Annotated in this window: 21 protein-coding genes; 5 read left to right on the forward strand and 16 right to left on the reverse strand. The window is 62.0% G+C overall.

The annotated features are described in order from the left end of the window. Window positions 1–79: 79 nt before the first annotated feature. From trpC to AC3ISR_RS25590, 13 genes are all read right to left on the reverse strand, one after another. Window positions 80–916 (reverse strand): indole-3-glycerol phosphate synthase TrpC, encoded by an 837-nt coding sequence (gene trpC, locus AC3ISR_RS25530; RefSeq protein ID WP_192299784.1) that lies wholly within the window; start codon window positions 914–916, stop codon window positions 80–82. Then, a complete protein-coding gene (gene trpD / locus AC3ISR_RS25535) occupies window positions 913–1,962 on the reverse strand; it encodes an anthranilate phosphoribosyltransferase (RefSeq protein ID WP_192299785.1) in 1,050 nt (349 codons plus the stop codon). The genes trpC and trpD overlap by 4 nt, the downstream gene beginning before the upstream one ends. A gap of 9 nt (window positions 1,963–1,971) precedes the next feature. Continuing rightward, window positions 1,972–2,565 carry an aminodeoxychorismate/anthranilate synthase component II gene (locus AC3ISR_RS25540; RefSeq protein WP_192299786.1) on the reverse strand — a complete coding sequence of 198 codons (594 nt, stop codon included), beginning with the start codon at window positions 2,563–2,565 and terminating at the stop codon, window positions 1,972–1,974. 10 nt (window positions 2,566–2,575) lie between these two features. After that, complete coding sequence (trpE, locus tag AC3ISR_RS25545; protein ID WP_489324501.1) at window positions 2,576–4,057, reverse strand: anthranilate synthase component I; 1,482 nt, start codon at window positions 4,055–4,057, stop codon at window positions 2,576–2,578. A 69-nt stretch (window positions 4,058–4,126) separates the two neighbouring features. Next, on the reverse strand, window positions 4,127–4,945 hold the full coding sequence (locus AC3ISR_RS25550) for a phosphoglycolate phosphatase (protein ID WP_463984178.1): 819 nt from the start codon (window positions 4,943–4,945) through the stop codon (window positions 4,127–4,129). Beyond that, window positions 4,942–5,616 (reverse strand): ribulose-phosphate 3-epimerase, encoded by a 675-nt coding sequence (gene rpe / locus AC3ISR_RS25555; protein WP_192299789.1) that lies wholly within the window; start codon window positions 5,614–5,616, stop codon window positions 4,942–4,944. The genes AC3ISR_RS25550 and rpe overlap by 4 nt, the downstream gene beginning before the upstream one ends. A gap of 84 nt (window positions 5,617–5,700) precedes the next feature. Further along, on the reverse strand, window positions 5,701–6,849 hold the full coding sequence (locus AC3ISR_RS25560; protein WP_192299790.1) for an iron-containing alcohol dehydrogenase: 1,149 nt from the start codon (window positions 6,847–6,849) through the stop codon (window positions 5,701–5,703). A 219-nt stretch (window positions 6,850–7,068) separates the two neighbouring features. After that, window positions 7,069–7,893, reverse strand: coding sequence for an ABC transporter permease (locus AC3ISR_RS25565; RefSeq protein ID WP_192299791.1), 825 nt, complete (start codon window positions 7,891–7,893; stop codon window positions 7,069–7,071). 12 nt (window positions 7,894–7,905) lie between these two features. Continuing rightward, on the reverse strand, window positions 7,906–9,153 hold the full coding sequence (locus tag AC3ISR_RS25570; protein ID WP_192299792.1) for an ABC transporter permease: 1,248 nt from the start codon (window positions 9,151–9,153) through the stop codon (window positions 7,906–7,908). A 182-nt stretch (window positions 9,154–9,335) separates the two neighbouring features. Further along, window positions 9,336–10,376, reverse strand: a complete 1,041-nt coding sequence (locus tag AC3ISR_RS25575; protein ID WP_226454455.1) for an ABC transporter substrate-binding protein — start codon at window positions 10,374–10,376, stop codon at window positions 9,336–9,338. Window positions 10,377–10,420: 44 nt separating this feature from the next. Next, window positions 10,421–11,533 carry an ABC transporter ATP-binding protein gene (locus tag AC3ISR_RS25580; RefSeq protein WP_192299794.1) on the reverse strand — a complete coding sequence of 371 codons (1,113 nt, stop codon included), beginning with the start codon at window positions 11,531–11,533 and terminating at the stop codon, window positions 10,421–10,423. A gap of 225 nt (window positions 11,534–11,758) precedes the next feature. Beyond that, complete coding sequence (locus AC3ISR_RS25585; protein ID WP_038842984.1) at window positions 11,759–12,388, reverse strand: response regulator; 630 nt, start codon at window positions 12,386–12,388, stop codon at window positions 11,759–11,761. A gap of 18 nt (window positions 12,389–12,406) precedes the next feature. Further along, window positions 12,407–14,401, reverse strand: coding sequence for a sensor histidine kinase (locus AC3ISR_RS25590; RefSeq protein ID WP_192299795.1), 1,995 nt, complete (start codon window positions 14,399–14,401; stop codon window positions 12,407–12,409). Between the two features lie 77 nt (window positions 14,402–14,478). Between AC3ISR_RS25590 and AC3ISR_RS25595 the strand changes: the two genes are divergently transcribed. Further along, window positions 14,479–15,453 (forward strand): alpha/beta hydrolase family protein, encoded by a 975-nt coding sequence (locus AC3ISR_RS25595; protein WP_463984177.1) that lies wholly within the window; start codon window positions 14,479–14,481, stop codon window positions 15,451–15,453. A 154-nt stretch (window positions 15,454–15,607) separates the two neighbouring features. Here AC3ISR_RS25595 and AC3ISR_RS25600 read toward each other — a convergent pair whose 3' ends face one another. The 3 genes from AC3ISR_RS25600 to AC3ISR_RS25610 are packed head-to-tail and all read right to left on the reverse strand — an operon-like array spanning window position 15,608 to window position 18,073. Next, on the reverse strand, window positions 15,608–16,375 hold the full coding sequence (locus AC3ISR_RS25600) for a TerB family tellurite resistance protein (protein ID WP_192299797.1): 768 nt from the start codon (window positions 16,373–16,375) through the stop codon (window positions 15,608–15,610). Between the two features lies 1 nt (window position 16,376). Further along, window positions 16,377–17,051 (reverse strand): N-acetylmuramate alpha-1-phosphate uridylyltransferase MurU, encoded by a 675-nt coding sequence (gene murU / locus AC3ISR_RS25605; RefSeq protein ID WP_192299798.1) that lies wholly within the window; start codon window positions 17,049–17,051, stop codon window positions 16,377–16,379. Continuing rightward, window positions 17,048–18,073 carry an aminoglycoside phosphotransferase family protein gene (locus tag AC3ISR_RS25610; RefSeq protein ID WP_192299799.1) on the reverse strand — a complete coding sequence of 342 codons (1,026 nt, stop codon included), beginning with the start codon at window positions 18,071–18,073 and terminating at the stop codon, window positions 17,048–17,050. Before AC3ISR_RS25610 ends, murU begins: the two co-directional genes overlap by 4 nt. Window positions 18,074–18,203: 130 nt before the next feature. On the opposite strand from AC3ISR_RS25610, the gene AC3ISR_RS25615 reads away from it, so the two are divergent. From AC3ISR_RS25615 to rsmA, 4 genes are read left to right on the forward strand one after another with little or no spacing between them, the layout of a single operon-like run. Next, window positions 18,204–21,020 carry an LPS-assembly protein LptD gene (locus AC3ISR_RS25615; RefSeq protein ID WP_463984176.1) on the forward strand — a complete coding sequence of 939 codons (2,817 nt, stop codon included), beginning with the start codon at window positions 18,204–18,206 and terminating at the stop codon, window positions 21,018–21,020. Continuing rightward, window positions 21,001–22,335, forward strand: coding sequence for a peptidylprolyl isomerase (locus AC3ISR_RS25620; protein WP_463984175.1), 1,335 nt, complete (start codon window positions 21,001–21,003; stop codon window positions 22,333–22,335). Before AC3ISR_RS25615 ends, AC3ISR_RS25620 begins: the two co-directional genes overlap by 20 nt. Then, window positions 22,332–23,321 (forward strand): 4-hydroxythreonine-4-phosphate dehydrogenase PdxA, encoded by a 990-nt coding sequence (gene pdxA / locus AC3ISR_RS25625; RefSeq protein WP_463984174.1) that lies wholly within the window; start codon window positions 22,332–22,334, stop codon window positions 23,319–23,321. Before AC3ISR_RS25620 ends, pdxA begins: the two co-directional genes overlap by 4 nt. After that, on the forward strand, window positions 23,318–24,130 hold the full coding sequence (gene rsmA, locus AC3ISR_RS25630; protein WP_192299803.1) for a 16S rRNA (adenine(1518)-N(6)/adenine(1519)-N(6))-dimethyltransferase RsmA: 813 nt from the start codon (window positions 23,318–23,320) through the stop codon (window positions 24,128–24,130). Before pdxA ends, rsmA begins: the two co-directional genes overlap by 4 nt. The last annotated feature ends 21 nt before the right edge of the window (window positions 24,131–24,151 follow it).

Here is a 24,151-nt window from a genome sequence, read left to right on the forward strand (position 1 = left end):
TCCATCGACTGACCAATCGCTATCGCAGGCAAGCCCGCTCCCACACAAGCCCGCTGCCACAGTTTGATCGCATTTCAAATCAGTCGAGGGTCGAACCACTGACCGCCACGCCACGCTCCGGGAAGAACAGGCGCTGCAACTCCGCGCCCGGGTTCTCGGCACGCATGAACGTCTCGCCGACCAGGAACGAATACACCCCACTGATTTCCATCAGTTCCACATCGGCACGGTTGACGATGCCACTCTCGGTAATCACCAGGCGGTCACGCGGGATCCGCGGCAACAGGTCGAGGGTGTTTTCCAGGCTCACTTCGAAGGTGTGCAGGTTGCGGTTGTTGACGCCAACCAGCGGTGTATCCAGGGTTTTCAGTGCGCGCTCCAGCTCATCGCCGTCGTGCACTTCCACCAGCACATCCAGGCCGACACTTTTGGCCACGGCCGCCAACTCGGCCATCTTCACGTCATCCAGGGCGGAGACGATCAGCAGCACACAATCGGCGCCCAGGGCACGGGCTTCAACGATCTGGTACGGGTCGACCATGAAATCCTTGCGGATCACCGGCAACTTGCACGCGGCGCGGGCTTGTTGCAAGAACAGGTCGGAACCCTGGAAATAGTCGATATCAGTCAGGACGGACAGGCACGTCGCGCCGCCCTTCTCATAACTGACGGCAATTTCCGACGGCACAAAATTCTCGCGGATCACGCCTTTGCTTGGCGAGGCTTTCTTGACCTCGGCGATCACCGCCGGCTGCTTGAGCTTGGCCTGGGCGATCAAGGCGTTGGCGAAACCACGCGGGGCATCGGCAAGCCTGGCCTGGCTTTCCAGCTCGGCAAGGCTGACGCGGGCGCGGCGCTCGGCGACTTCTTCGGCTTTGCGGGCGAGGATCTTTTCCAGAACGGTTGGCACACTCATCCTTCATTCTCCATCTTGAATACCGCGGTGAATGCTCCCAGCTCTTCGAGCTTTTCGCGAGCCAGACCGGTGTGCAGCGCATCGTGGGCCAAGGCGACACCTTCCTTAAGACTATAGGCGTGGTCGGCTGCATAAAGTGCCGCGCCAGCATTCAGAACAATCATCTCCGCAGCTTTTTGCCCGTTCTCGGTCTTGCGCCGCCCCAGGGCATCACGAATCAATTCCAGGGACGCCGCCGGGCTTTCCACCGCCAGGCCGTGCAGGCTCTGGCTCTTCATGCCCAGGTCTTCAGGTTCGACCCAATACTCCGTGATCTGGTCGTTCTTCAGCTCCGCGACAAAGGTCGGTGCCGCCAGGCTGAATTCGTCCAGGCCATCCTTGGAGTGCACCACCAGCACATGTTTGCTGCCCAGGCGCTGCAACACTTCGGCCAAAGGCCGGCACAGCGCCTGGCTGAACACGCCAACCACCTGGTGTTTCACACCGGCCGGATTCGTAAGCGGGCCGAGCATGTTGAACAGGGTACGCAGGCCGAGGTCTTTGCGCGGGCCGGCGGCGTGTTTCATTGCGCTGTGGTGGGTCTGGGCAAACATGAAGCCGATGCCGACGTTATCGATGCAACGCGCCACTTGCACCGGCGTCAGGTTCAGGTAGATCCCGGCCGCTTCCAGCAGATCGGCGCTGCCGCTCTTGCCGGACACCGCACGGTTACCGTGTTTGGCCACTGTGCAACCCGCCGCGGCGACCACAAAAGAAGATGCCGTCGACACGTTGAAGATGTTCGCACCGTCACCGCCAGTGCCGACCACATCCACCACGCCATCCAGGGTCTTGAGCTCAACCTTGTCCGCCAGCTCGCGCATCACCGACACGGCGCCGACGATCTCGTCGATGCTCTCGCTCTTCATGCGCATCGCCATCATGAACGCGCCGATCTGCGCATCGGTGCATTGACCGGTCATGATCTCGCGCATCACATCGCTCATTTCAGCGGTGCTCAGGTCCAGGTGGCCGACGATACGGCTCAGGGCAGTCTTGATATCCATGGAAAGTCCTTAGCGCGTGCCGCCGCTCTGCTTGAGAAAATTGGCGAACAGCTCGTAGCCCTGCTCGGTCAGGATCGATTCAGGGTGAAATTGCACCCCTTCGACATTCAGTGTCTTGTGACGCAGGCCCATGATCTCGTCGACCGAGCCGTCTTCCAACTGGGTCCAGGCGGTCAGTTCCAGGCATTCGGGCAAGGTTTCGCGCTTGACCACCAGGGAGTGGTAACGGGTCACCGTCACCGGCAGATTCAGGCCGTGGAACACGCCCACATTGTTGTGGAACACCGGGCTGGTCTTGCCGTGCATGACCTGGCGCGCGCGCACCACGTCACCGCCAAAGGCCTGGCCGATGGACTGGTGGCCCAGGCACACGCCCAGGATCGGCAATTTACCGGCGAAGTACTTGATCGCTTCGAGGGAGATGCCCGCTTCGGTCGGCGTGCACGGCCCTGGCGAGACCACAATGCGCTCTGGGTTCAGCGCGGCGATTTCGGCCACAGTCATTTCATCGTTGCGCACCACCTTGACCTCGGCACCGAGTTCGCCCAGGTACTGCACAACGTTGTAGGTAAAGGAGTCGTAGTTATCAATCATCAGCAACATGGGGGAAACCTCAGGAATTGGGGGTCTGTTCAGCCAGCGCAACGGCGCGGAACATCGCGCGGCGCTTGTTCAGGGTTTCTTCCCATTCGAGGGCCGGCACCGAGTCGGCGACAATCCCGCCACCGGCCTGCACGTGCAGCTCCCCGTCCTTGATCACCGCAGTGCGGATTGCAATCGCAGTGTCCATGTTACCGTTCCAGGCGAAATAACCCACGGCACCGCCGTAGACACCACGCTTGACCGGCTCCAGCTCGTCGATGATTTCCATCGCACGGATCTTCGGCGCGCCCGACAAGGTGCCCGCCGGCAGAATCGCACGCAGTGCGTCCATCGCGGTCAGGCCGGCCTTCAGCTCGCCGGTGACGTTGGACACGATGTGCATCACGTTGGAATACCGCTCGATGACCATCTTCTCGGTGAGCTTCACCGAACCGATTTCCGAGACGCGCCCGGTATCGTTGCGGCCCAGGTCGATCAGCATCAGGTGCTCGGCGATTTCCTTGTCGTCGCTGAGCAGGTCTTGTTCCAGCGCCACATCCTCTTCTTCGGTCGCGCCACGTGGGCGGGTGCCGGCAATCGGGCGCACGGTGATCAGGTTGTCTTCGACGCGCACCAGCACTTCCGGCGAGCTGCCCACCACGTGGAAGTCGCCAAAATTGAAGAAGTACATGTACGGCGTCGGGTTGAAGCAGCGCAGCGCGCGGTACAGATCGATCGGCGCGGCCTTGAAGTCGATGGACATGCGCTGCGACGGCACAACCTGCATGCAGTCACCGGCGAGGATGTATTCCTTGATGGTATCGACGGCGCGCTCGTAGTCATCCTGGGTAAAGCTGGAGCGGAACACCGGGTCGGCCGCCGGCGGACGGCTGAGGTCAGGGCCGCGACGCGGAGTGATCGGCTGGCGCAGTTTTTCCAGCAAGGCTTCGAGGCTGGCCTGGCCTTGTTCGAATGCGTCCGCCTGGGACGGATCGGCGAGCACGATTGCGTGCATCTTGCCGGCCAGGTTGTCGAACACGACGACCGCGTCGGAAACCATCAGCAGAATGTCCGGCACGCCCAGCGGGTCCGGGTTCGGGCATTTGCCCAAGCGCTTTTCCACATAACGCACGCAGTCATAACCGAAGTAACCCACCAGGCCGCCGTTGAAACGCGGCAGCCCCGGGATGGTCGGCACGTTGTAGCGCGCCTTGAAGGTTTCGACGAAGGCCAACGGGTCTTCTACGTCGTGGCTTTCGATCTCGACGCCATCATGGGTGATGCTCACGTGATGATCGTGAACACGCATGACGGTGCGGCACGGCAGGCCGATGATCGAATAACGGCCCCATTTCTCGCCGCCCTGCACCGATTCCAGCAGATAGGAATTGGGCTCGTCGGCCAGTTTCAGGTAGATCGACAGCGGCGTGTCGAAGTCGGCCAGGGTTTCGCAGGCCAGGGGGATACGGTTATAGCCGGCAGCGGCCAAACGCAGGAATTCTTCGCGGATCATGTGTGCCTCGTGGCGTGAGGGTCTAACGGTCAGGTATGCAAACGTGCCGCGTAGCGCGGCCGGGATCAGTCAGGCGCGCCAACGCCAGCGGGCCAGGGCCTTGATGACTTTCATCCAGAGTTTGCGAGTGACCACCACGATGGGATTTCCAGAAGGGGACGGATCGGTGTCGGGCAACGTTATCTCAGCGCCCGCTCCCAAGCAACCGGGGATTAGCAGTCGCAGGTCATCAATCACCAGCGACGGCGACTCTTCGGCGATGGGGCGGCCGTGGTTATAGCCGTAGCTCAAGGCCACGCACTGCACGCCAGCGGCCTTTGCGGCCAGCACGTCAGTGCGCGAGTCACCGACAAACAGCGACTGCGAGGCAGGAATATTGGCCATTTTCATCACGAAAAACAGCGCCGCCGGGTCGGGTTTCTTCTGCGGCAAGGTATCGCCGCCGATGATCCAGCGGAAATAGCGGCCGATTTTCATCTGGTCCAACAGCGGCGCGACGAACCGCTCCGGTTTGTTGGTGATCAGGGCCATTTCCACGCCCTGCTTGCTCAACCACTTGAGGGTGTCACGTACGCCGGGGTAGACCACGGTCAGTTCGTGGCCGTCTTCATAGGCGGTGTTGAACAGTTCCAGCGCGTGCTCGGCCTCGACCTCATCGACCCCCTCGGCATCGATGTTATTGGCCAAAGCCCGGCGTACCAGCATCTGCACGCCGTTACCGACCCACATGCGTACCGCCTCGATCCCCGCCGGCTTACGCCCCAGTTTGAGCAGCATGTTGTCCACCGCCGCCGCCAGGTCTGGCACCGAGTCGATCAGGGTGCCGTCCAGATCAAACATCACCAGCCGGGGCAGTTTGCCGGGAAACAGCTGCTCAAAGCCGCTCATGGGCGCGCCAGCGCCAGTTCGGCGCGCATCTTGTCGATGACGTCCTGATAGTTCGGCGCGTTGAAGATCGCCGAGCCGGCCACAAAGGTGTCGGCGCCGGCGGCGGCGATTTCGCGGATGTTGTTGACGTTGACCCCACCGTCGATTTCCAGGCGGATGTCACGGCCGGACGCGTCGATCAGCGCGCGGGCTTCGCGCAGCTTGTCGAGGGTGCCGGGGATGAACTTCTGCCCGCCGAAGCCTGGGTTGACGCTCATCAGCAAGACCATGTCGACCTTGTCCATCACGTACTTGAGCACGTCCAGCGGCGTCGCCGGGTTGAACACCAGGCCCGCCTTGCAGCCGCCCTCGCGGATCAGCTGCAGGCTGCGGTCGACGTGTTGCGTGGCTTCCGGGTGGAAGGTGATGTAGGTCGCACCGGCTTCGATGAAGTCGCCGACGATGCGGTCCACCGGGCTGACCATCAGGTGCGCGTCGATCGGCGCAGTGACGCCGTACTTGCGCAGCGCCGCGCAGACCATCGGACCGATGGTCAGGTTGGGCACGTAGTGGTTGTCCATGACATCGAAGTGCACGAAGTCGGCACCGGCGGCCAACACGTTGTCCACTTCCTCACCCAGGCGGGCGAAATCGGCGGAGAGAATCGATGGAGCAATTACGAAGGGCTGCATGACGCACCTTTTCTGAGCTAAATCACGATGGCGCGCATTGTATACCGCATGCTTTGCCACGCGCACCGTGACCTGTCTCAACGGCTAGTAGGCAGCCCGATAGATTTTCTCGATGTCGGCCGCGCTGAGCTTGCGCGGATTGTTGCGCATCAGCCGCTCAATGCCCGCCGCTTCGGTGGCCATGGCCGGGATGGCGTCCTCGGGCACCCCGAAGCTGCGCAGGCCCGCCGGGATCTCGACTGCGGCACACAGTCGCGTCATCGCCTCGACAGCGCTATCGGCCGCATCGACGGCGCTCAGCCCCGTGACATTCACGCCCATGGCCTGGGCAATCTCCTGCATGCGCTCCACGCATGCCAGCTTGTTCCAGTGCATCACATACGGCAGCAACAGCGCATTGCTCACCCCATGGGCAATATTGAACCGCCCGCCCAACGGGTACGCCAGCGCATGCACCGCGCCCACGCCGGCATTACCAAAGGCCATGCCGGCCATCAGGCTGGCGGTGGCCATGTCATCCCGGGCCTGCAAGTTGGCCGGGTTGGCGTAAGCCTTGGGCAACGCGTTGGCGATCAGCTTGATTGCGCCAATCGCCAGCGCATCGGTGATCGGCGAGGCATTCAGCGACAGGTACGACTCGATGGCATGCACCAGCGCATCCACGCCACTGGCGGCAGTCACGCTACGCGGGCAGGTGAGGGTCATTTGCGGGCTGATCAGCGCGACATCCGGCAACAGATAGTCGCTGACGATGCCTTTTTTCAGTTGCGCGACCTTGTCGGAAAGGATCGCCACGTTGGTCACTTCCGAACCAGTGCCGGCCGTGGTCGGAATCGCGATCAGCGGCGGCCCCTTGCGCGGCACCTGGTCGACACCGAACAAATCCGCCAGCGCGCCGTGGTAACCGGCATAGGCGGCTACGCTTTTGGCAATGTCGATGGCACTGCCGCCGCCCAGGCCGATCAGCCCGTCATGCCCGCCTTCGCGGTAGGCGCGCATGCAGTCTTCGACGATGGCGATTTCCGGGTCGGGCAGTACGCGGTCGAATATTTCGTAACTGCGCTCGCCCAGGTGTTCGAGCGCCAGCGCCACGGTGCCGGACTTGACCAACGCAGCGTCGGTGACAATCAGCGGGTTATCCACATCCAGGCGCGTGAGTTCAAACGCCAGTTGTTCGATGGCGCCAGCGCCGGTGAGCAGTTTGTGGGCGATCTTGAATGAGGAAGTACTCATGTGCGCGGCCTCTTATTCGGAAATGGGCTGGCACAAGCGTAGCTGAGGGAAATAGGTTGTCAGCCATTCAGCAACTGAATGCAGAGGTAATTCAAAGTGGGCACGGTCGATGTGGGAGCTGGCTTGCCTGCGATAGCGGTGTGTCAGCAGCAGATAAGCAAGCTGGCCCACCGCTATCGCAGGCAAGCCAGCTCCCACAGTTGATCCGGTTTCGGTAAGTCAGACCTGTGCGGTACGCAGTTTTTCGCTGCGGCCGCGCAGCCATTCCAATGTCAGCAACAGCAGTACCGAGAAGGCAATCAACAACGTCGCGGCAGCAGCAATCGTCGGGCTGAGGTTCTCGCGGATACCGCTGAACATCTGGCGCGGCAACGTCGCCTGCTCAGGCCCGGCCAGAAACAGCGTCACCACCACCTCATCAAACGACGTCGCAAAGGCAAACAACGCCCCGGAAATCACCCCCGGTGCAATCAGCGGCAAGGTCACCCGACGGAACGCGGTCAAAGGCGAAGCGCCCAGGCTCGCCGCCGCCCGCACCAGGTTATGGTTGAAGCCCTGCAACGTCGCCGACACGGTGATGATCACAAACGGCACGCCCAGTACCGCATGCACCACGATCAGCGAGAAAAAGCTGTTACCCAGGCCCAGCGGCGCAAAGAACAGGTAACTGGCCACGCCGATGATCACCACTGGCACCACCATCGGCGAAATCACCAGGGCCATCACCAGCGCCTTGCCGGGGAAATTGCCACGGGTCAGGCCAATCGCAGCCAGGGTACCGAACACCATCGCCAACACCGTGGCCGCCGGGGCGACGATGATGCTGTTTTTCAGCGCACGCATCCATTCGGCCGAGCCGAAGAAGTCCTGATACCAATGCAGCGAAAACCCCTGCAACGGATACACCAGGAAACTGCCGCTGTTGAACGACAGCGGGATGATCACCAATACCGGCAATATCAGGAACAACAGGATCAAGCCGCAGAGGATCCGCAAGCTGTAGAACCAAACCCGCTCAACGGGCGACATATAAGGGCTCAGCATCGCAAGGTCTCCTTAGCTCAGGCGCAGGCGGCTGGCGCCCACCAGCCGGTTGTAGATCAGGTACAGCAACACGGTGGCCAGCAGCAGCAAGCCGCCCAGTGCCGTGGCCATGCCCCAGTTGATGCTGGTGTTGGTGTAGAAGGCCACGAAGTAGCTGACCATCTGGTCGTTCGGGCTGCCCAGCAGTGCCGGGGTGATGTAGTAACCAATCGCCAGGATGAACACCAACAGGCAACCGGCGCCCACACCGGCGTAGGTCTGCGGGAAGTACACGCGCCAGAAGCTGGTGAACGGGTGGCAGCCCAGGGAGATCGCCGCACGCATGTAGGTGGGCGAGATGCCCTTCATCACGCTGTAGATCGGCAGGATCATGAACGGCAGCAGGATGTGCACCATGGAGATGTAGACCCCGGTGCGGTTGAAGACCAGCTCCAGCGGTTTATCGATCAGGCCCATGCTCATCAGTGCGCTGTTGATCAGGCCACCGGATTGCAGCAACACGATCCACGCCGCCACCCGCACCAGGATCGAGGTCCAGAACGGCAGCAGCACCAGGATCATCAACAGGTTGCTTTTACGCGCCGGCAGGTTGGCCAGCAGGTAGGCCAGGGGATAGGCCAGCAGCAGGCAGATGGCGGTGATCACCAGGCCCATCCAGAAGGTACGGGCGAAGATGTCCAGGTAGATCGCCTGGTCCGGTGTGGCCGGGGCGATTTCACCGAGGTCGTCGATACGGTGATCGACGGCCGCCAGCAGGTAGAACGGCGTCAGGCTGCTGGTGTTGCGCCGGATCGCCTGCCAGTACGCCGGGTCGCCCCAGCGTTCATCGAGGCTTTCCAGCGCTTGCTTATAAGAGGCCGGCGCTTCGGTAAACGGCAGCGCACGGGCGGTTTTGGTCAGCAGGCTGCGATAGCCGGCCAGTTCCATGTTCAAGCGCTTGGACAGGTCGCCCAAGGTCTGGTTTTTGCGGGCTTCGCCCAGGTCCTCACTGAGGGCCTGATACACCGGCTCGCCCGGCAGGCCACGCCCGTCCCAGGCCGTCACAGCCACCACGGTACGCGGCAAGCCGCCCACCACTTCCGGGTTGCCGACGCTCTTGAACAGCAGCGCAACGATTGGCACCAGGAACACCAGCAGCAAAAACAGCACCAGCGGCGCAATCAAGGCCTGGGCCTTCCAGCGATTGACCCGCTCGGCATGCGCCAGACGCTGCTTGAGGGTGGGGCTGTTGACCTCGTTAGAGGGAACGGCGATGGCCATGGCTAACTCCGGAAAATCTGAAAATGAATGCAATCTACTGAACACAGCAGATCCCATGTGGGAGCGGGCTTGCTCGCGAAGGCGGTGGATCAGCTTGCACATGTGGCGGCTGATCTACCGCCTTCGCGAGCAAGCCCGCTCCCACACAAGCCCACTACACATGGATTTAGCGGTGTTGCTGATTACTTGGCAGCCCACGAGTTGAAACGCTGCTCCAACTGCTCGCCGTTATCCGCCCAGAAGCTCACATCGATCTGCACCTGGTTGGCGATGTTTTCCGGGGTGGTCGGCATGTCCTTGAGGATGTCCTTGGCCAGCAACGGTACGGCTTGGGTGTTGGCGGGGCCGTAGGCGATGTTTTCCGAGTAGGTCTTCTGCTGCTGCGGCTGTACCGAGAAGGCGATGAATTTCTTCGCCGCTTCGGCACGGTCCTTGGCCAGGCCTTTAGGAATGGCCCATGCGTCGAAATCGTAGATACCGCCGTTCCACACCACTTTCAGGTTGCTTTCTTTCTGCACGGCGGCGATGCGGCCGTTGTAGGCCGAGCTCATCACCACGTCACCCGAGGCGAGGTACTGCGGCGGTTGCGCGCCAGCTTCCCACCACTGGATCGACGGCTTGAGTTCATCGAGTTTCTTGAACGCGCGGTCCTGGCCATCTTTGCCGGCCAGTACTTTGTAGACGTCCTTCGGCGCAACGCCATCGGCCATCAGCGCGAATTCCAGGGTGTACTTGGCGCCCTTGCGCAGGCCGCGCTTGCCCGGGAATTTCTTCACGTCCCAGAAATCCGCCCAGCTGGTAGGCGCGCTGGCCAGTTTGTCGGCGTTGTAGGCCAACACCGTGGACCACACGAAGAAGCCCACTCCGCATGGCTGGATCGCGCCTTTAACGTAATCGGCAGTGTTGCCGAACAGTTTCGGGTCCAACGGCTCGAACATGTCTTCGTCACAGCCACGGGACAGCTCCGGCGACTCCACTTCCACCAGGTCCCAGGACACGCTCTTGGTGTCGACCATGGCCTTGACCTTGGCCATTTCACCGTTGTACTCGCCAGCGACGATCTTGCCGTTGCCCGCGCTTTCCCACGGGGCATAGAAGGCCTTGACCTGGGCGGCCTTGTTCGCGCCACCGAAGGACACGACAGTCAGGTCCGGGCCGGCCATGGCCTGGGTCGCACCGATCAGGCCCAGGGCCAGGGCGGAAAATTTCAGGGTTCTCAACATTGTTGTTCTCTCCACGTGCAGGGTTGGTGAAGCCATGGGGGCGATTAATTCGCCTCTAGAAGTGGGTCGAGTGCGCGAACGTGCTCGACTTGCCAGCCAATCGGAACCACGTCGCCGACTGCCAGGGCCGGGTCCAGCTCGGCAATCGGTTGTTTCACAAAAAAATCGGCCTTGCCGCAGACTTCCAGGCGCACACGCACGTGGTCGCCCAGGTAGATGAATTCCGCCACCCGCCCCGAGAAGCGGTTGACGCAACTTTCGCTGGAACCATTGAGGCTGACGCGCTCCGGGCGCACCGACAGGGTCACCGGGCCACCGACCTGGCCGACGTTGACCGCCAGTGCCTCGACCTTCTCACCGCGCGCCAGCTCGACCACGCAGCGCTCGCCGGAGTGGCTGTGCAGGCGGCCATTGAGGCGGTTGTTTTCGCCGATGAAGTTGGCGACGAAGGTGTTCTTCGGCTCTTCATAAAGTGTGCGCGGTGGGGCGATCTGCTGGATCTCGCCCTGGTGGAACACCGCCACACGGTCGGACATGGTCAAGGCTTCGCCCTGGTCATGGGTCACGTACACCACGGTCACGCCGAGGCGCTGGTGCAGGTGCTTGATCTCCATCTGCATGTGTTCGCGCAGTTGCTTGTCGAGGGCGCCGAGGGGTTCATCCATCAGCACCAATTGCGGTTCGAACACCAAGGCGCGGGCCAGGGCCACACGCTGTTGCTGGCCGCCGGACAATTGCGCCGGGTAGCGCTGGGCGAAGGCGTCGAGCTGGACCATGCTCAGCACACGTTTGACCCGCTCGCTGATGTCGGTCTTGCTCAGGCCGCGCACCGACAGCGGGAACGCCAGGTTCTCGGCGACGGTCATGTGCGGGAACAGCGCGTAGTTCTGGAACACCATGCCGATGTCGCGCTTGTGCGGCGGCACATTGTTGATGGCGCGCCCGGCCAGCTGGATTTCGCCGGCGGTCGGCGTTTCAAAGCCGGCAAGCATCATCAGGCTGGTGGTCTTGCCCGAACCGGAAGGCCCGAGCAGGGTGAGGAACTCGCCCTTGCGAATCTCCAGGTTGAGGTCTTTGACGATCAGGTTCTCGCCGTCGTAGCTCTTCTGCACGCCACGAAAGCTGACCAGGACCTCATTTGAATCCACCTCGCTCATACCCGCACCTTTGTATTTTGGACTGCTGTGGCACAAGCGTAGTCCAGGCGCGAGGCCCCGGAAATCGGGGGCCGGGAGAGAATTGCATCAGCCGGATGGAAGGTTGGGGGTAGGGATTGCCCTACACGGATGGCGCGCACGGGACAGTGCCGGCGCAAGGGGTGAGCCGCAAGCGGCAAGAATAGGTGCGCCGAGATTTTTGGGGTGTCGTTATTGGGTATGTCGTCAGAGGAGCTTGTGTTCCATGGCGTACTTCACCAGTTCGGCCAGGGAGGTGATATTGAGTTTTTGCATCAAGCGCGCCTTGTGGGTGCTGATGGTCTTGCTGCTCAACGCCAGTTGCTGGGCGATGTCGTTGACGTTGGCGCCCTGGGCCAGGCGTTCGAACACCGAGAACTCGCGCTCCGACAGCAACGAATGCAGCGGCCGCGCATCGGTCAGGCCGACCTCGAAGACCATGCGGTCGGCCAGGTCCGGGTCGATATAACGCCCACCTGCCGCGACCTTGCGAATTGCCGTGAGCAACAGCGCTGGATCGCTGTCCTTGGTGGCGTAACCGGCGGCACCGACCTTCAACGCACGGGCGGCCATTTGCGCCTCATCGTGCATCGACAACACCAGGATCGCCGGCGGGTTGTTCAATGCACGGATCCGCGCAATCGCCTCCAGGCCGTTGACGCCGGGCATCGAGATGTCCAACAGCACTACCTCGCACGCCACATGGCGCAGGGTCTCCAGCAACTGCTCGCCATTGCTCGCCTCGCCGACCACCAGCAGGTCTTTGGCCAGGCCGATCAATTGCTTGATGCCTTCTCGAACGATGGTGTGGTCTTCGGCTACCAGTACGCGGATCACAGGGACTTCCTCTTGGTGTTATGCATCCAACGGCACCGTGACACTCAGGGTGGTGCCCTCCCCCAACTCGCTGTCCAGGCTCAACTGCCCGCCCATGATCAACACGCGCTCCCGCATGCCGACCAGGCCAAACGATACCGGGCGGCCCTGGGCCTGGACAAAACCGACGCCGTCATCGCTGATGGTCAGCCGCAAGTCCGAATCCTCCACAGCCAGGGTCAGTTCGACAGTATGCGCCTGGGCATGGCGCATCACATTGGTCAGCGCCTCCTGCAGGATGCGGAACAGGCCGATGGCCTTGGCATCGCTCAAGGCGGGCAGATTATCCGGGACCTGCACCAGGCAGGGAATCTGCGTACGCGCTTCGAAGCGCCGCGCCTGCCATTCGATGGCCGAGGCGATCCCGGCGTCGAGAATCGGCGGGCGCAACGCGGTGGCCACATCGCGCACCAATTGGAACAGTTGGGCGATCAGGCGCTTCATGCTGTTCAGGCGCTCCTGCAGGCCGGGGTCGAGTTGCGCGTAGGCCAATTCGCACATGGAGGTTTCCAGCTTGAGCACGGTGAGCATCTGTCCCAGTTCGTCGTGCACTTCGCGGGCGATGCGCGCTTTTTCTTCTTCACGCACGGTTTCCAGGTGCGCGGACAGTTCGCGCAGTTGCGCCTCGCTCTGCAGCAACGCGGCCACGTAGCGACGGCGTTCGGTGACGTCATTGAGGTAGACCACCAGGTATTCGCCGTCGGCAAAGCGCAGAAAGCTCAACGACACATCGGCCGGCAGGATGCTGCCATCGGCGCGCAGGCAGTCGGTGGCGAAGTTCTGCGGGGCGTCGTCGCTGGCGCGGGCGCGTTTCCACAGGTTGAGCCAACGGTCCATGTCCAGGGTCGGATCAAAATCGATCAGCGGCCGCTCGATCAAGGCTCCGGGCGCGTAGCCAAGCATGCTTTCCGCCGCACGGTTGGCGTAGCGCACATGGCTGTCCCAGTTGACCCACAGAATGCCGACGGTGCTTTGATCGATGGAAAACTGCGTCAACCGCAACGCCTCGGCGCCCGCCGCACGCGCGGCGCTTTCTTCCCGCGCGCCGAGCAAGCTGTGCTCCAGGCCGCGCAACTGGCGCCGCTGCCAGAACAGCGCCGCCAGGCCGGCCAGCAGCAACAGGCCGAGCAGCAGGCTGAGGTTTTGCCACAGCCCTGGCGACTCCGACAACCGCGGGTATTTGGGTTGCAGCCAGCGGGTGTGTAGTTGGTCCAGATCCCGGGCGGGGATCGCGCGCAGCGCACTTTGCATGATCCCGGCCAGTTCCGGCCATTCGCGACGCGTGGCCACCCGCAGCAATTGCGGCAGGCCGATGTCCCCCACCACCGCCAGCCCGGCGAATTCCGCCTCACCCGACAGCCGGCTCAATTGCGCCTCATCCACCACGGCATAGCGCGCTTGCTGGCTGAGCAGCAATTGCAAGGCCTGGCGCTCCATGGGCACGCCTTGCAGGTTCAGCTTGGGATAGGTACTGCGCAGGTAGTCGGCCACGGCACTGGGCATACGCACGGCGATGCGTGAGAGCTCGTCGAGTTTTTCCAACTCGACGGCGCCGCCACCTTCGCGGGTCCCGACGATATGTTGGGGCACCCGCATATACGGATCGGTGAACAACCACAGGCGCAAACCGGCCGGGGTTTGTTGCAGGCCGGGGGCGATGTCGACCTCACCGTCGCGCAACGCCTCTTCCAGTTGCTCCTGGGTGGGAAAGTTGCGCCAGCTCAGTTCGATGTTCAACGCCTTGGCCAGCCACTGCATCAACTCGACATTGGCCCCCGACAAGCGCTGCAAGCGCCGGTCGTACTGCGCGTAGGGCGCCTGCAGCACCAGGCCGACGCGCAGCTGCGGGTGCGCGGCCAACCATTCCCGTTGCCCGGCGTCCAGCTGCGCTTGCGGCGCCGCAGAGACAGGCGTGGCTCCCGCCATCAAGGGAAACCACAAACAGCCGATAACCAGCAGACAGCGAAAACCCATGATCCACGTCTCACATCACTGACAAATACTGACCAACCCATTAGGCTGCTGGAATCACTTACGGCCGGAAACCAACGATGCCACCTCGAAACCGCTCGGCACTGCCAGCATTGTGCCTGTCGCTGCTCTTTACCAGCGGCTTTTCTGCGCAGGCCGCCGATGTGCCTGCCCCCGCCGCCGAAACACCTGCCGTGCGCCAACCCCTGCCGGAGCGTAGCCAGGAAGATGCCAGGGCCCTGGAACGCCAGGTTCCGCGTGAGGAACAGCAACAACTGCAGGCCGCCAGCGATACCTTCCTGGCCTTGTGGAAACCGGCCAACAGCGCCGAACCCGAAGGCGTGGTGATTATCGTACCGGGCGCCGGCGAAAGTGCTGACTGGCCGCAAGCAATTGCACCGCTGCGGCGCAAACTGCCCAATGCCAATTGGGGCACCCTCAGCCTCTCGCTGCCCGACATCAACATCGACACCTTGCCACCTCGGGTGATCGAAGCGCCGAAGGCAGCGGTCGACACCAGCAGCAAAGACGGCAGCACCGCCGCCAAGCCCATCGAACAAGCGGCCAGCGCCGAAGCCGAAGGCACCGATCCGGCGGTGGTGCCAGGTGCGGACGAGAGCGACAAAACCGACGCCAAGCGCATCTTCGAGCGCATCGACGCCGCCGTCGCCTTCGCCCAGACCCAGGGTGCGCGCAGTGTGGTGCTGCTCGGCCACGGCACCGGCGCCTGGTGGGCGGCGCGTTATCTCAGCGAGAAACAGCCGGCCCAGGTGCAGAAACTGGTGATGGTCGCCGGCAAAACGCCCGCAGGTCGCCAGCCGAATTTGCAACAACTGGCTCCGGAGCTGAAGGTGCCCACGGCGGATGTGTTCTATCAAGACGCCGCCCAGGATCGCAAAGCCGCGCTGGAACGTATTCAGGCGGCCAAGCGCTCGAAGAATGACGGGTACAAGCAGGTATCGCTCAAGACCGTGCCGGGCAACAGCTCGGCCGAGCAGGAGCAGTTGTATCGGCGGATTCGTGGCTGGCTGAGCCCGCAGGCAACCGCCGACTGATCGCAGACTCAAAGAACACCGCCGATCCCCTTGTGGGAGCGGGCTTGCTCGCGAAGGCGGAGTATCAGTCACAGATGTTTTGACTGAACCACCGCATTCGCGAGCAAGCCCGCTCCCACATTGGAATGGGTTATCAAATCAAGACTGACGATGACTAGCGGAAATCCCGGCGCTCGCGAATCAATGCAAACGCGCTGTGCAGCTCGCGGGTACGCTCGGTGGCCTCAAGCACTTGCGCGGGGCTTGCGCCAGTGCCAGCAATCTTGTCCGGATGGTGGCGGCTGAGCAGGCGACGATAGGCACGTTTGATCACCGCAGGTTCAGTGGTGGCCGTCACGGCGAGCAGGCGCAACGCGTCCTGATAGGACATCCCCCGGCTCACCAGCGGCTTGCGTTCCGGCTTGTAGTCAGTCGCCAATGCCTGCAACTGTTGCGGCGTCCAGCCCAGCCATTTACCCCATTGCTCGATCAGATCGCGCTCGGCGTCATCCGCCTTGCCGTCCGCCCAGACCATGCGCCAACAGGCACGCAACACACCTTCCGCGGCATGGGGCTGGGCCTTGAGCACGCGCAAGTAGCTGCGCACGCGGTCGGTGCCGGACTTGCCACGGTTGAACGCGGCAATCGCCCGGCGCTGGGCAGGCTCGGACATATCCAGCGCGCGCATTTCCTGGCGCGCCTGCTGGATATGCCCGTCGACGATCCGGCCATTGCTTTTGGCCAGGCGACCCAGCAGCACAAACAACAACTCGTCGTTGCGCAACGCCGGCCGCCCGCCGAGGCGCTCGCGCAGTTGCGCCCAGTTTTGCAGGTGCAACCGCCGATCCAGCGCCTGCCCCAACAGCGCACCCAACATGGCCCCCGGAATACTGGCAATGGCAAAGCCAGCCCCGGCGCCGATCAGCGTCCCTGGCCACAGCATATTACTGCCCCGCTGTCAGCAGGGTTTCGACTTGCGCCAGGCGCTCCAGCGTACCGACATCAATCCAGCGTCCCGCCATGTGCTCCCCCGTCACCAAATCCTTGGCCATCGCCGCCCGCAACAGCGGCGCCAGCTTGAAGGCACCGGCGCTGCAACCCGCGAACAGCTGCGGGTCGAGCACAGAAATGCCACTGAAGGTCAGGTTATCGGCACCGGGCGCAGCATCATGAAGCAAACCTTGATCGAGGTAGAAATCACCGCCCGAGGGGTGATGTGCCGGGTTATCGACCATCACCAGATGGGCCAGGCCCTGGAGCGGCTGGCGCAGTCGGCTGAAATCGTAGTCGGTCCAGATGTCGCCGTTGACTACCAGAAATGGCTCATCCCCCAGCAACGGCAAGGCCTGGAAGATCCCGCCGCCAGTCTCCAGCGGCTCGCCCTCCGGCGAGTACTGGATACGCAAGCCGAACTGCGCGCCGTCGCCCAGGTAACTTTCGATCTGCTGGCCGAGCCAGGCATGGTTGATCACGATTTCAGTGAAACCGGCCTTGGCCAGCGCCTCCAGGTGATACTCGATAAGGCGCTTGCCGCCGGCCTGCACCAGCGGCTTGGGCGTGTGCAGGGTAAGCGGACGCATCCGCTCACCTTTGCCGGCGGCCAGGATCATGGCCTTCATACCGTCGCCTCGGCGGGCTGGCGCAGGCTGGTCAGCAGTTCGGCCAACTCGCCCAGCTCAGGGCGATCCGCCAGCACCGCTTCTATATAAGCAAAGAAGCGCGGTACATCGGCCAGGTAGCGGGGTTTGCCGTCGCGATGGCAGATCCGCGCAAAAATGCCGATGACCTTGAGGTGACGCTGCACGCCCATCAGGTCGCTGGCGCGCAGGAAGTCATCAAATTGCGCCTGCACAGGAATTCCGGCCTGCACAGCGCACTCCCAGTAGCCGCGCTGCCATTCACGCACACGAGCCTGGGGCCAGCTGAGGAACGCATCCTTGAACAGGCAGGTGATGTCATAGGTCACCGGGCCGTAGACCGCGTCCTGGAAGTCCAGTACGCCGGGGTTAGGCGTACTGATCATCAGGTTGCGCGGCATGTAGTCGCGGTGCACCAGCACTTTCGGCTGGGCCAGGGCGCTGTCGATCAGCAGGTCGCTGGCGCGTTGCCACAGCGCTTGCTGGTGGGTATCCAGTTCACGACCCAGGTGGCGACGCACGTACCACTCGGGAAACAATTCCAGCTCGCGGCGCAGCAAAGCCACGTCATAGCTGGGCAGTGGCGCGTCCATCGGCAATTGCTGGAAGGCCAGCAGGGCGTTGATGGCATCGGCGAACAATGGGTCGGCGTTTTGCTCGTCGATCACGTCCAGATAGGTTTTTGTGCCCAGGTCATTGAGCAAAAGAAAGCCGCGCGGCAAATCTTCTGCATAAATTTTTGGCACATTTATTCCCGATTTCGCCAGCAGATGCGCGATATCGACGAAAGGTTTGCAGTTTTCCTGGGGGGGTGGGGCGTCCATCACGACGAACGTGCGACCACCGCCTTCCCAGCGGAAGTAACGCCTGAAACTCGCGTCGCTGCTGGCTGCGGTCAATGTTGCCGGGGGTACGGCACCCCAGCCTTGAGCATTGAAAAGGATCGGTAACTGCTCTTCCAGCCAGACTTCCAGCTGTTGTAAACGTAGATCTTGGTCGGGCATTACAAGGGTCTCCGACGGCCCTAGCCGTCAAGCGGGTCATGCTTTATTATCACGCATCTTTTTCAGACCATCGAGAGTCGTGCGGCCCACACCGCGGGCAGATGGCACGCAGGAAGCCCGGACTAATAAGATGGCATTGAAATCCCCCGCGTTTCGTAGAAAATTTCCGTTGCTGGTAACCGGCAGTCTGCTGGCCATGCAACCTTTCGCCACCTCATTCGTGGTCGCCGCGGAACAGTATGACTGCTCAGTCTCTGCTTCGGGTGCCTGGGATTGCGCGCCGAAAACCGCCGCAGCCCCATTGCCACCGCGTCCGGTGCACGACGGTGCCGCCGCTGGCTCGACCGCCGTTGCGTCGCAAGGCGAAACCGGCGGCAGCGCCGACGCCGCGCCGCAGACCGCACTGGTCACCGAATCCAAGGGCCGTGGCCTGCGTTCGCGCAGCGCCGACTACAGCCACCTGGACTGGGTACCCCGCGAGAAGCTGACCGCTGCCCAACTGGCCGAAACCGGCCCGTATTGCGGCGGTGCGTATATCGAGCCGACTCGTCCTGGCATGAACGACAAGACGAAACAGAGCGATGCGCCGACCTTCATCGGTGCCAAGGCCTCTCGTTACGAGCAGGAACAACAGGTCGCGACCCTGGCCGGTGACGTCGTCATGCGTCAGGGCAGCATGCAGATGGAATCCGATGAGGCCAGCCTGTATCAGGCCGAGAACCGTGGCGAGCTGAACGGCAAGGTCCGTCTGCGCGACAACGGCGCGCTGATCGTCGGCGACCATGCCGAAGTCCAGCTGGATACCGGTGCGGCACAGATCGACAACGCCGAATACGTGATGCACAAGTCGCGTATCCGCGGCAGCGCGCTGTACGCCAAGCGTGCCGAAAACGCGATCATCCGTCTCAAGGACGGTACGTACACCACCTGCGAGCCGGACAGCAACGCCTGGCAGCTCAAGGGCAACAACATCACGTTGAACCCGGCGACCGGTTTCGGTACGGCCACCAACGCGACGTTGCGGATCAAGAACATTCCGATCCTGTACACCCCTTACATCTATTTCCCGATCGACGACCGTCGTCAGTCCGGCTTCCTGCCGCCGAGCTTCAGCACCGGCAGCGAAACCGGCTTCACCCTGGTTACGCCTTACTACTTCAACCTGGCGCCGAACTACGATGCCACGTTGTATCCGCAGTACATGACCAAGCGCGGCATGTTGATGGAAGGCGAATTCCGCTACCTCACCAAGTCCAGCGAAGGTCAGTTCGGTGGGGCGTACCTGAATGACGATAGCGACGAGCGCAAGAAGCAGACCGATTACGAAAAAACCCGCTATATGCTCAATTGGCAGCACAGGGGTGGGCTGGATTCGCGCCTGACGACTCAGGTCGACTACACCAAGATCAGCGATCCGTACTACTTCCAGGACCTCAAGGCCTATCAGGAAGGTGTGGAAAGCCGCGACTTCCTGAACCAGCAAGGTTCGGTGGCTTACCGTGGCGACTCCTATCAGGCGCGCCTGAATGTGCAGGCTTACCAGCTGGCGACGATTTCCCAGATCACGCCGTATGACCGTTTGCCGCAGATCACCTTTAACGGTGCACTGCCTTACCATCCGGGCGGCCTGGATTTCACTTACGAGACCGAAGCAGTTCGGTTTGAGCGAAATCTTCTAAGTGGCGACTTTGTTTCTCAGGACGGGGTAACAGTCACCCCTCGCCTGGACACCAATGTCAGAGGCCTGACCCGTGCAAACGGTACTCGCCTGAACGCTGCCCCGGCTGTCTCGTACCCGATGGAGTCGACCTACGGTTTCATTACGCCGAAGCTCAAGTACGTCTACACCAAGTACGATCTTGATCTGGATAACCGAGGCAAGAACGACATCGCTGCGGCGCAAGCAGCAGCAGCGTTAGCCGGGACCCAATATTCCGGCGGCACATTCAAAAGCTCGCAAGACCGTGCCGTGCCAGTCGCCAGTGTCGACAGCGGCCTGTACTTCGACCGCGACACCAACTGGTTCGGCAAAGACTATCGCCAGACTCTTGAACCGCGCGCCTTCTACTTGTACGTACCGAACAAGGACCAGAGCGACATCCCGGTATTCGACACCAGTGAGTACTCGTTCAGCTACGCCTCGCTGTTCCGTGACAACCGCTTCAGCGGCTCCGACCGGATCGGCGACGAGAACAAGCTATCCCTGGGTGTGACTAGCCGCTGGATCGAAGAAAACGGCTTCGAACGTCAACGCGTCGCCGTTGGCCAGGCGCTGTACTTCAAGGATCGTGAGGTGCAACTGCCGGGCATCCTGGCCGCAGACCGTGCCGACGCACAGTCCAACGTATCGCCAATCGCCCTGGACTACGAGTTCCGCTTCAACCGCGACTGGCGCGCCACGGCCGACTACAACTGGGACACCGAGAACCACAGTCCTCGTTCCGGCAGCGCGATGTTCCACTACCAGCCGGAAGACAACCCGAACAAGGTCGTCAACCTTGGCTACCGCTATCGCAACGATCAGGTGGTGTACAACCAGCTGACCGGCAAATGGCAGTTCGGTGGTGACTATGGCAAGGAAGGCGACGCGAACTTCGTGAAGGATTACTACAAAATCCAGCAACACGACTTCTCGATGATGTGGCCGATTGTTCCACAATGGAACCTGATCACCCGCTGGCAGTATGACTATGCCCGCAACCGTACCCTGGAAGCCTTCGGTGGTTTCGAGTACGACAACTGCTGCTGGAAACTGCGTGTCATCAACCGTTACTGGGTTGCCAACGACGAATACAGCCAGATCGCCCCGCTTAACGAAAAGGGTGACCACGGGCTCTTCCTGCAGATCGTCCTCAAAGGACTCGGCGGCCTGACCGGCGCCAAGGTAGAGAGCTTCCTCGACAAAGGCATTGAAGGTTATCGTGAACGTGAAGACCAAGCTTTCTGATTGTCTGCGCCCGCTCGTACTGGGCGCGCTGTTCCTGGGTACCGCATCGGCACACGCTGCGGTTCAACAGCTGGATAAAGTGGTGGCCATCGTCGATAACGACGTGATCATGCAGAGCCAGCTGGACCAACGCGTCAAGGAAGTCCAGCAAACCATCGCCAAGCGTGGCGGTGGCGTGCCACCGACCAGCGTGCTGGACCAACAGGTGCTGGAACGCCTGATCGTCGAGAACCTGCAACTGCAGATCGGCGAGCGTTCCGGTATCCGTATTTCGGACGAAGAACTGAACCAGGCGGTTGGCACCATCGCTCAACGCAACAACATGAGCATCGACCAGTTCCGTGCCGCCCTGGCCCACGACGGCTTGTCCTATGAGGACGCCCGTGACCAGATCCGTCGCGAGATGATCATCAGCCGTGTACGTCAGCGTCGCGTAGCTGAGCGGGTTCAGGTGTCGGAACAGGAAGTGAAGAACTTCCTGGCTTCCGATCTGGGCAAGATGCAGCTCTCCGAAGAGTTGCACCTGGCCAACATCCTGATCGCTACACCCGACAGCGCCAACTCCGAGCAGCTCAATGCCGCCGCCGCCAAGACCCAGGCGGTGTATAACCGCCTGAAAGCCGGTGCCGACTTTGCCCAGACGGCGATTGCCGTATCCAACAGCGACAACGCCTTGGACGGCGGTGACATGGGCTGGCGTAAAGCCGCTCAATTGCCACCTCCATTCGATCGTGAGCTGAGCGCCATGCAGCCGGGTGAAATCACTCAGCCCGCACGTACGCCGGGCGGCTTCATCATCCTGAAGTTGCTGGAGAAACGCGGCGGCGAGACCTCGCTGAAAGACGAAGTGCACGTTCGTCATATCCTGGTCAAACCTAGCGAAATCCGCACCGAAGCCCAGACCAAGGAACTGGCCCAGAAGATCTATGACCGTATCGAAAACGGTGAAGACTTCGCCACCCTGGCCAAGAGCTTCTCGGAAGACCCGGGTTCCGCCCTCAACGGCGGCGACCTGAACTGGATCGACCCGAAAGCCCTGGTGCCAGAGTTCCAGGACGTCATGGCCAAGACCCCGCAAGGCGTATTGTCCAAGCCGTTCAAGACCCAATATGGCTGGCACGTGCTGGAAGTCCTTGGCCGTCGCGCCACCGACAACACCAGCCAGGCCCGCGAGCAACAAGCCCTGTCCGTACTGCGTAACCGCAAATACGACGAAGAGCTGCAAACCTGGTTGCGTCAGATCCGTGACGAAGCCTACGTAGAAAACAAGCTGCCAGGCGCCGAGCAAACAGGCACCGACCAGGCACCCCAGTGAAACCCCAGCGTTTCGCGGTAACACCCGGCGAGCCGGCCGGCATTGGTCCAGACCTGTGCCTGCTGCTCGCCTCGCACCCACAGCCATACCCCCTGATTGCCATTACCAGCCGTGACCTGCTCCTTGAGCGGGCCGCGCAGCTGGGTGTGGTTGTCAGTTTGCTGGACGTGGCGCCAGGCAACTGGCCCGACCTGCCCGCCCCCGCCGGCAGCCTGTATGTGTGGGACACCCCGCTGCAGGCCAAGGTAATTGCCGGCCAACTGGACAAAGCCAACGCCGCGTTTGTGCTGCAAACCCTCACCCGTGCCGGCCAAGGCTGCATCGACGGCGACTTCGCCGGGATGATCACCGCACCGGTGCACAAGGGCGTGATCAACGAATCCGGGATCGCCTTTTCCGGGCATACCGAATTCCTTGCCGAACTGACCCACACCGAACAAGTCGTGATGATGCTGGCCACCCGCGGCCTGCGCGTCGCCCTGGTGACCACGCACCTGCCGCTGCGTGAAATTGCCGACGCCATCACCGTCGAGCGGGTTGAGCGCGTCACGCGCATCCTGCACGCCGACCTGCAACAGAAATTCGGCATCGCCCAACCGCGCATCCTGGTCTGTGGGCTCAACCCCCACGCCGGTGAAGGCGGCCACTTGGGCCATGAAGAAATCGACATCATCGAACCCACCCTGGAGCGTCTGCGCCAAGAAGGCATGGACCTGCGCGGCCCACTGCCTGCAGACACTCTGTTTACCCCCAAATATCTGGAGCACTGCGACGCAGTGCTGGCGATGTACCATGACCAGGGGCTGCCGGTGCTTAAATACAAAGGCTTCGGCGCCGCCGTCAACGTGACACTGGGCCTGCCGATCATCCGCACCTCCGTCGACCATGGCACTGCCCTGGACCTGGCGGGCAGCGGCAAGATCGATACCGGCAGCCTGCACGTGGCCCTGGAAACCGCCTATCAGATGGCCGAGACCCGTATATGACCGAGCATTACCAACACCGGGCGCGCAAGCGCTTCGGGCAAAACTTCCTGCACGACGCTGGCGTGATCGACCGCATCCTGCGCTCCATCCATGCCAAACCCGAAGACCGTCTGCTGGAAATCGGCCCGGGCCAGGGCGCACTGACCCAAGGCCTGCTGGCCAGCGGTGGGCAGCTGGACGTAGTGGAACTGGACAAGGACTTGATCCCGATCCTCAACCAGCAGTTCGCCAACAAGCCCAACTTCAACCTGCACCAGGGCGATGCGCTGAAGTTCGACTTCAACAGCCTCAACGCCGCGCCGAACAGCCTGCGCGTGGTGGGCAACCTGCCGTACAACATCTCTACGCCGCTGATTTTCCACCTGCTGAATAACGCAGGGATCATCCGTGACATGCACTTCATGCTGCAAAAGGAAGTGGTAGAGCGCCTAGCCGCAGGGCCTGGCGGCGGTGATTGGGGCCGCTTGTCGATCATGGTCCAGTACCACTGCCGCGTCGAACACCTGTTCAATGTCGGCCCGGGCGCATTCAACCCGCCGCCGAAGGTCGATTCGGCCATCGTGCGCCTGGTGCCACACGCTGTGCTGCCGCATCCGGCCAAGGATCACAAGCTGCTCGAACGCGTGGTACGCGAGGCCTTCAACCAGCGTCGCAAGACCCTGCGCAACACGCTCAAGGCTTTGCTGAGCAATGCTGAAATCGAAGCCGCTGGCGTCGACGGCAGCTTGCGCCCCGAGCAGCTGGACCTGGCTGCATTCGTGCGCCTGGCCGACCAGCTTGCCATCCAGCCAGCGCCCGCCGCGGACTGAAGCCTGCCGAGCACAGGCCAG

The organism is Pseudomonas sp. GL_117, assembly GCF_057835125.1.

Bases quoted from the DNA above. Each gene is read 5' to 3' on its own strand.
- rsmA (WP_192299803.1), top strand. From the start codon at position 23,318: ATGACCGAGCATTACCAACACCGGGCGCGCAAGCGCTTCGGGCAAAAC.
- AC3ISR_RS25600 (WP_192299797.1), bottom strand. From the start codon at position 16,375: ATGCTGTGGCCAGGGACGCTGATCGGCGCCGGGGCTGGCTTTGCCATT.
- trpE (WP_489324501.1), bottom strand. From the start codon at position 4,057: ATGATCCGCGAAGAATTCCTGCGTTTGGCCGCTGCCGGCTATAACCGT.
- AC3ISR_RS25565 (WP_192299791.1), bottom strand. From the start codon at position 7,893: ATGCTGAGCCCTTATATGTCGCCCGTTGAGCGGGTTTGGTTCTACAGC.
- AC3ISR_RS25590 (WP_192299795.1), bottom strand. From the start codon at position 14,401: ATGGGTTTTCGCTGTCTGCTGGTTATCGGCTGTTTGTGGTTTCCCTTG.
- AC3ISR_RS25575 (WP_226454455.1), bottom strand. From the start codon at position 10,376: ATGTTGAGAACCCTGAAATTTTCCGCCCTGGCCCTGGGCCTGATCGGT.
- AC3ISR_RS25615 (WP_463984176.1), top strand. From the start codon at position 18,204: ATGGCATTGAAATCCCCCGCGTTTCGTAGAAAATTTCCGTTGCTGGTA.
- AC3ISR_RS25570 (WP_192299792.1), bottom strand. From the start codon at position 9,153: ATGGCCATCGCCGTTCCCTCTAACGAGGTCAACAGCCCCACCCTCAAG.
- trpD (WP_192299785.1), bottom strand. From the start codon at position 1,962: ATGGATATCAAGACTGCCCTGAGCCGTATCGTCGGCCACCTGGACCTG.
- AC3ISR_RS25540 (WP_192299786.1), bottom strand. From the start codon at position 2,565: ATGTTGCTGATGATTGATAACTACGACTCCTTTACCTACAACGTTGTG.
- AC3ISR_RS25580 (WP_192299794.1), bottom strand. From the start codon at position 11,533: ATGAGCGAGGTGGATTCAAATGAGGTCCTGGTCAGCTTTCGTGGCGTG.
- rpe (WP_192299789.1), bottom strand. From the start codon at position 5,616: ATGCAGCCCTTCGTAATTGCTCCATCGATTCTCTCCGCCGATTTCGCC.
- murU (WP_192299798.1), bottom strand. From the start codon at position 17,051: ATGAAGGCCATGATCCTGGCCGCCGGCAAAGGTGAGCGGATGCGTCCG.
- trpC (WP_192299784.1), bottom strand. From the start codon at position 916: ATGAGTGTGCCAACCGTTCTGGAAAAGATCCTCGCCCGCAAAGCCGAA.
- AC3ISR_RS25610 (WP_192299799.1), bottom strand. From the start codon at position 18,073: ATGCCCGACCAAGATCTACGTTTACAACAGCTGGAAGTCTGGCTGGAA.
- AC3ISR_RS25595 (WP_463984177.1), top strand. From the start codon at position 14,479: ATGCCACCTCGAAACCGCTCGGCACTGCCAGCATTGTGCCTGTCGCTG.
- AC3ISR_RS25560 (WP_192299790.1), bottom strand. From the start codon at position 6,849: ATGAGTACTTCCTCATTCAAGATCGCCCACAAACTGCTCACCGGCGCT.
- AC3ISR_RS25550 (WP_463984178.1), bottom strand. From the start codon at position 4,945: ATGAGCGGCTTTGAGCAGCTGTTTCCCGGCAAACTGCCCCGGCTGGTG.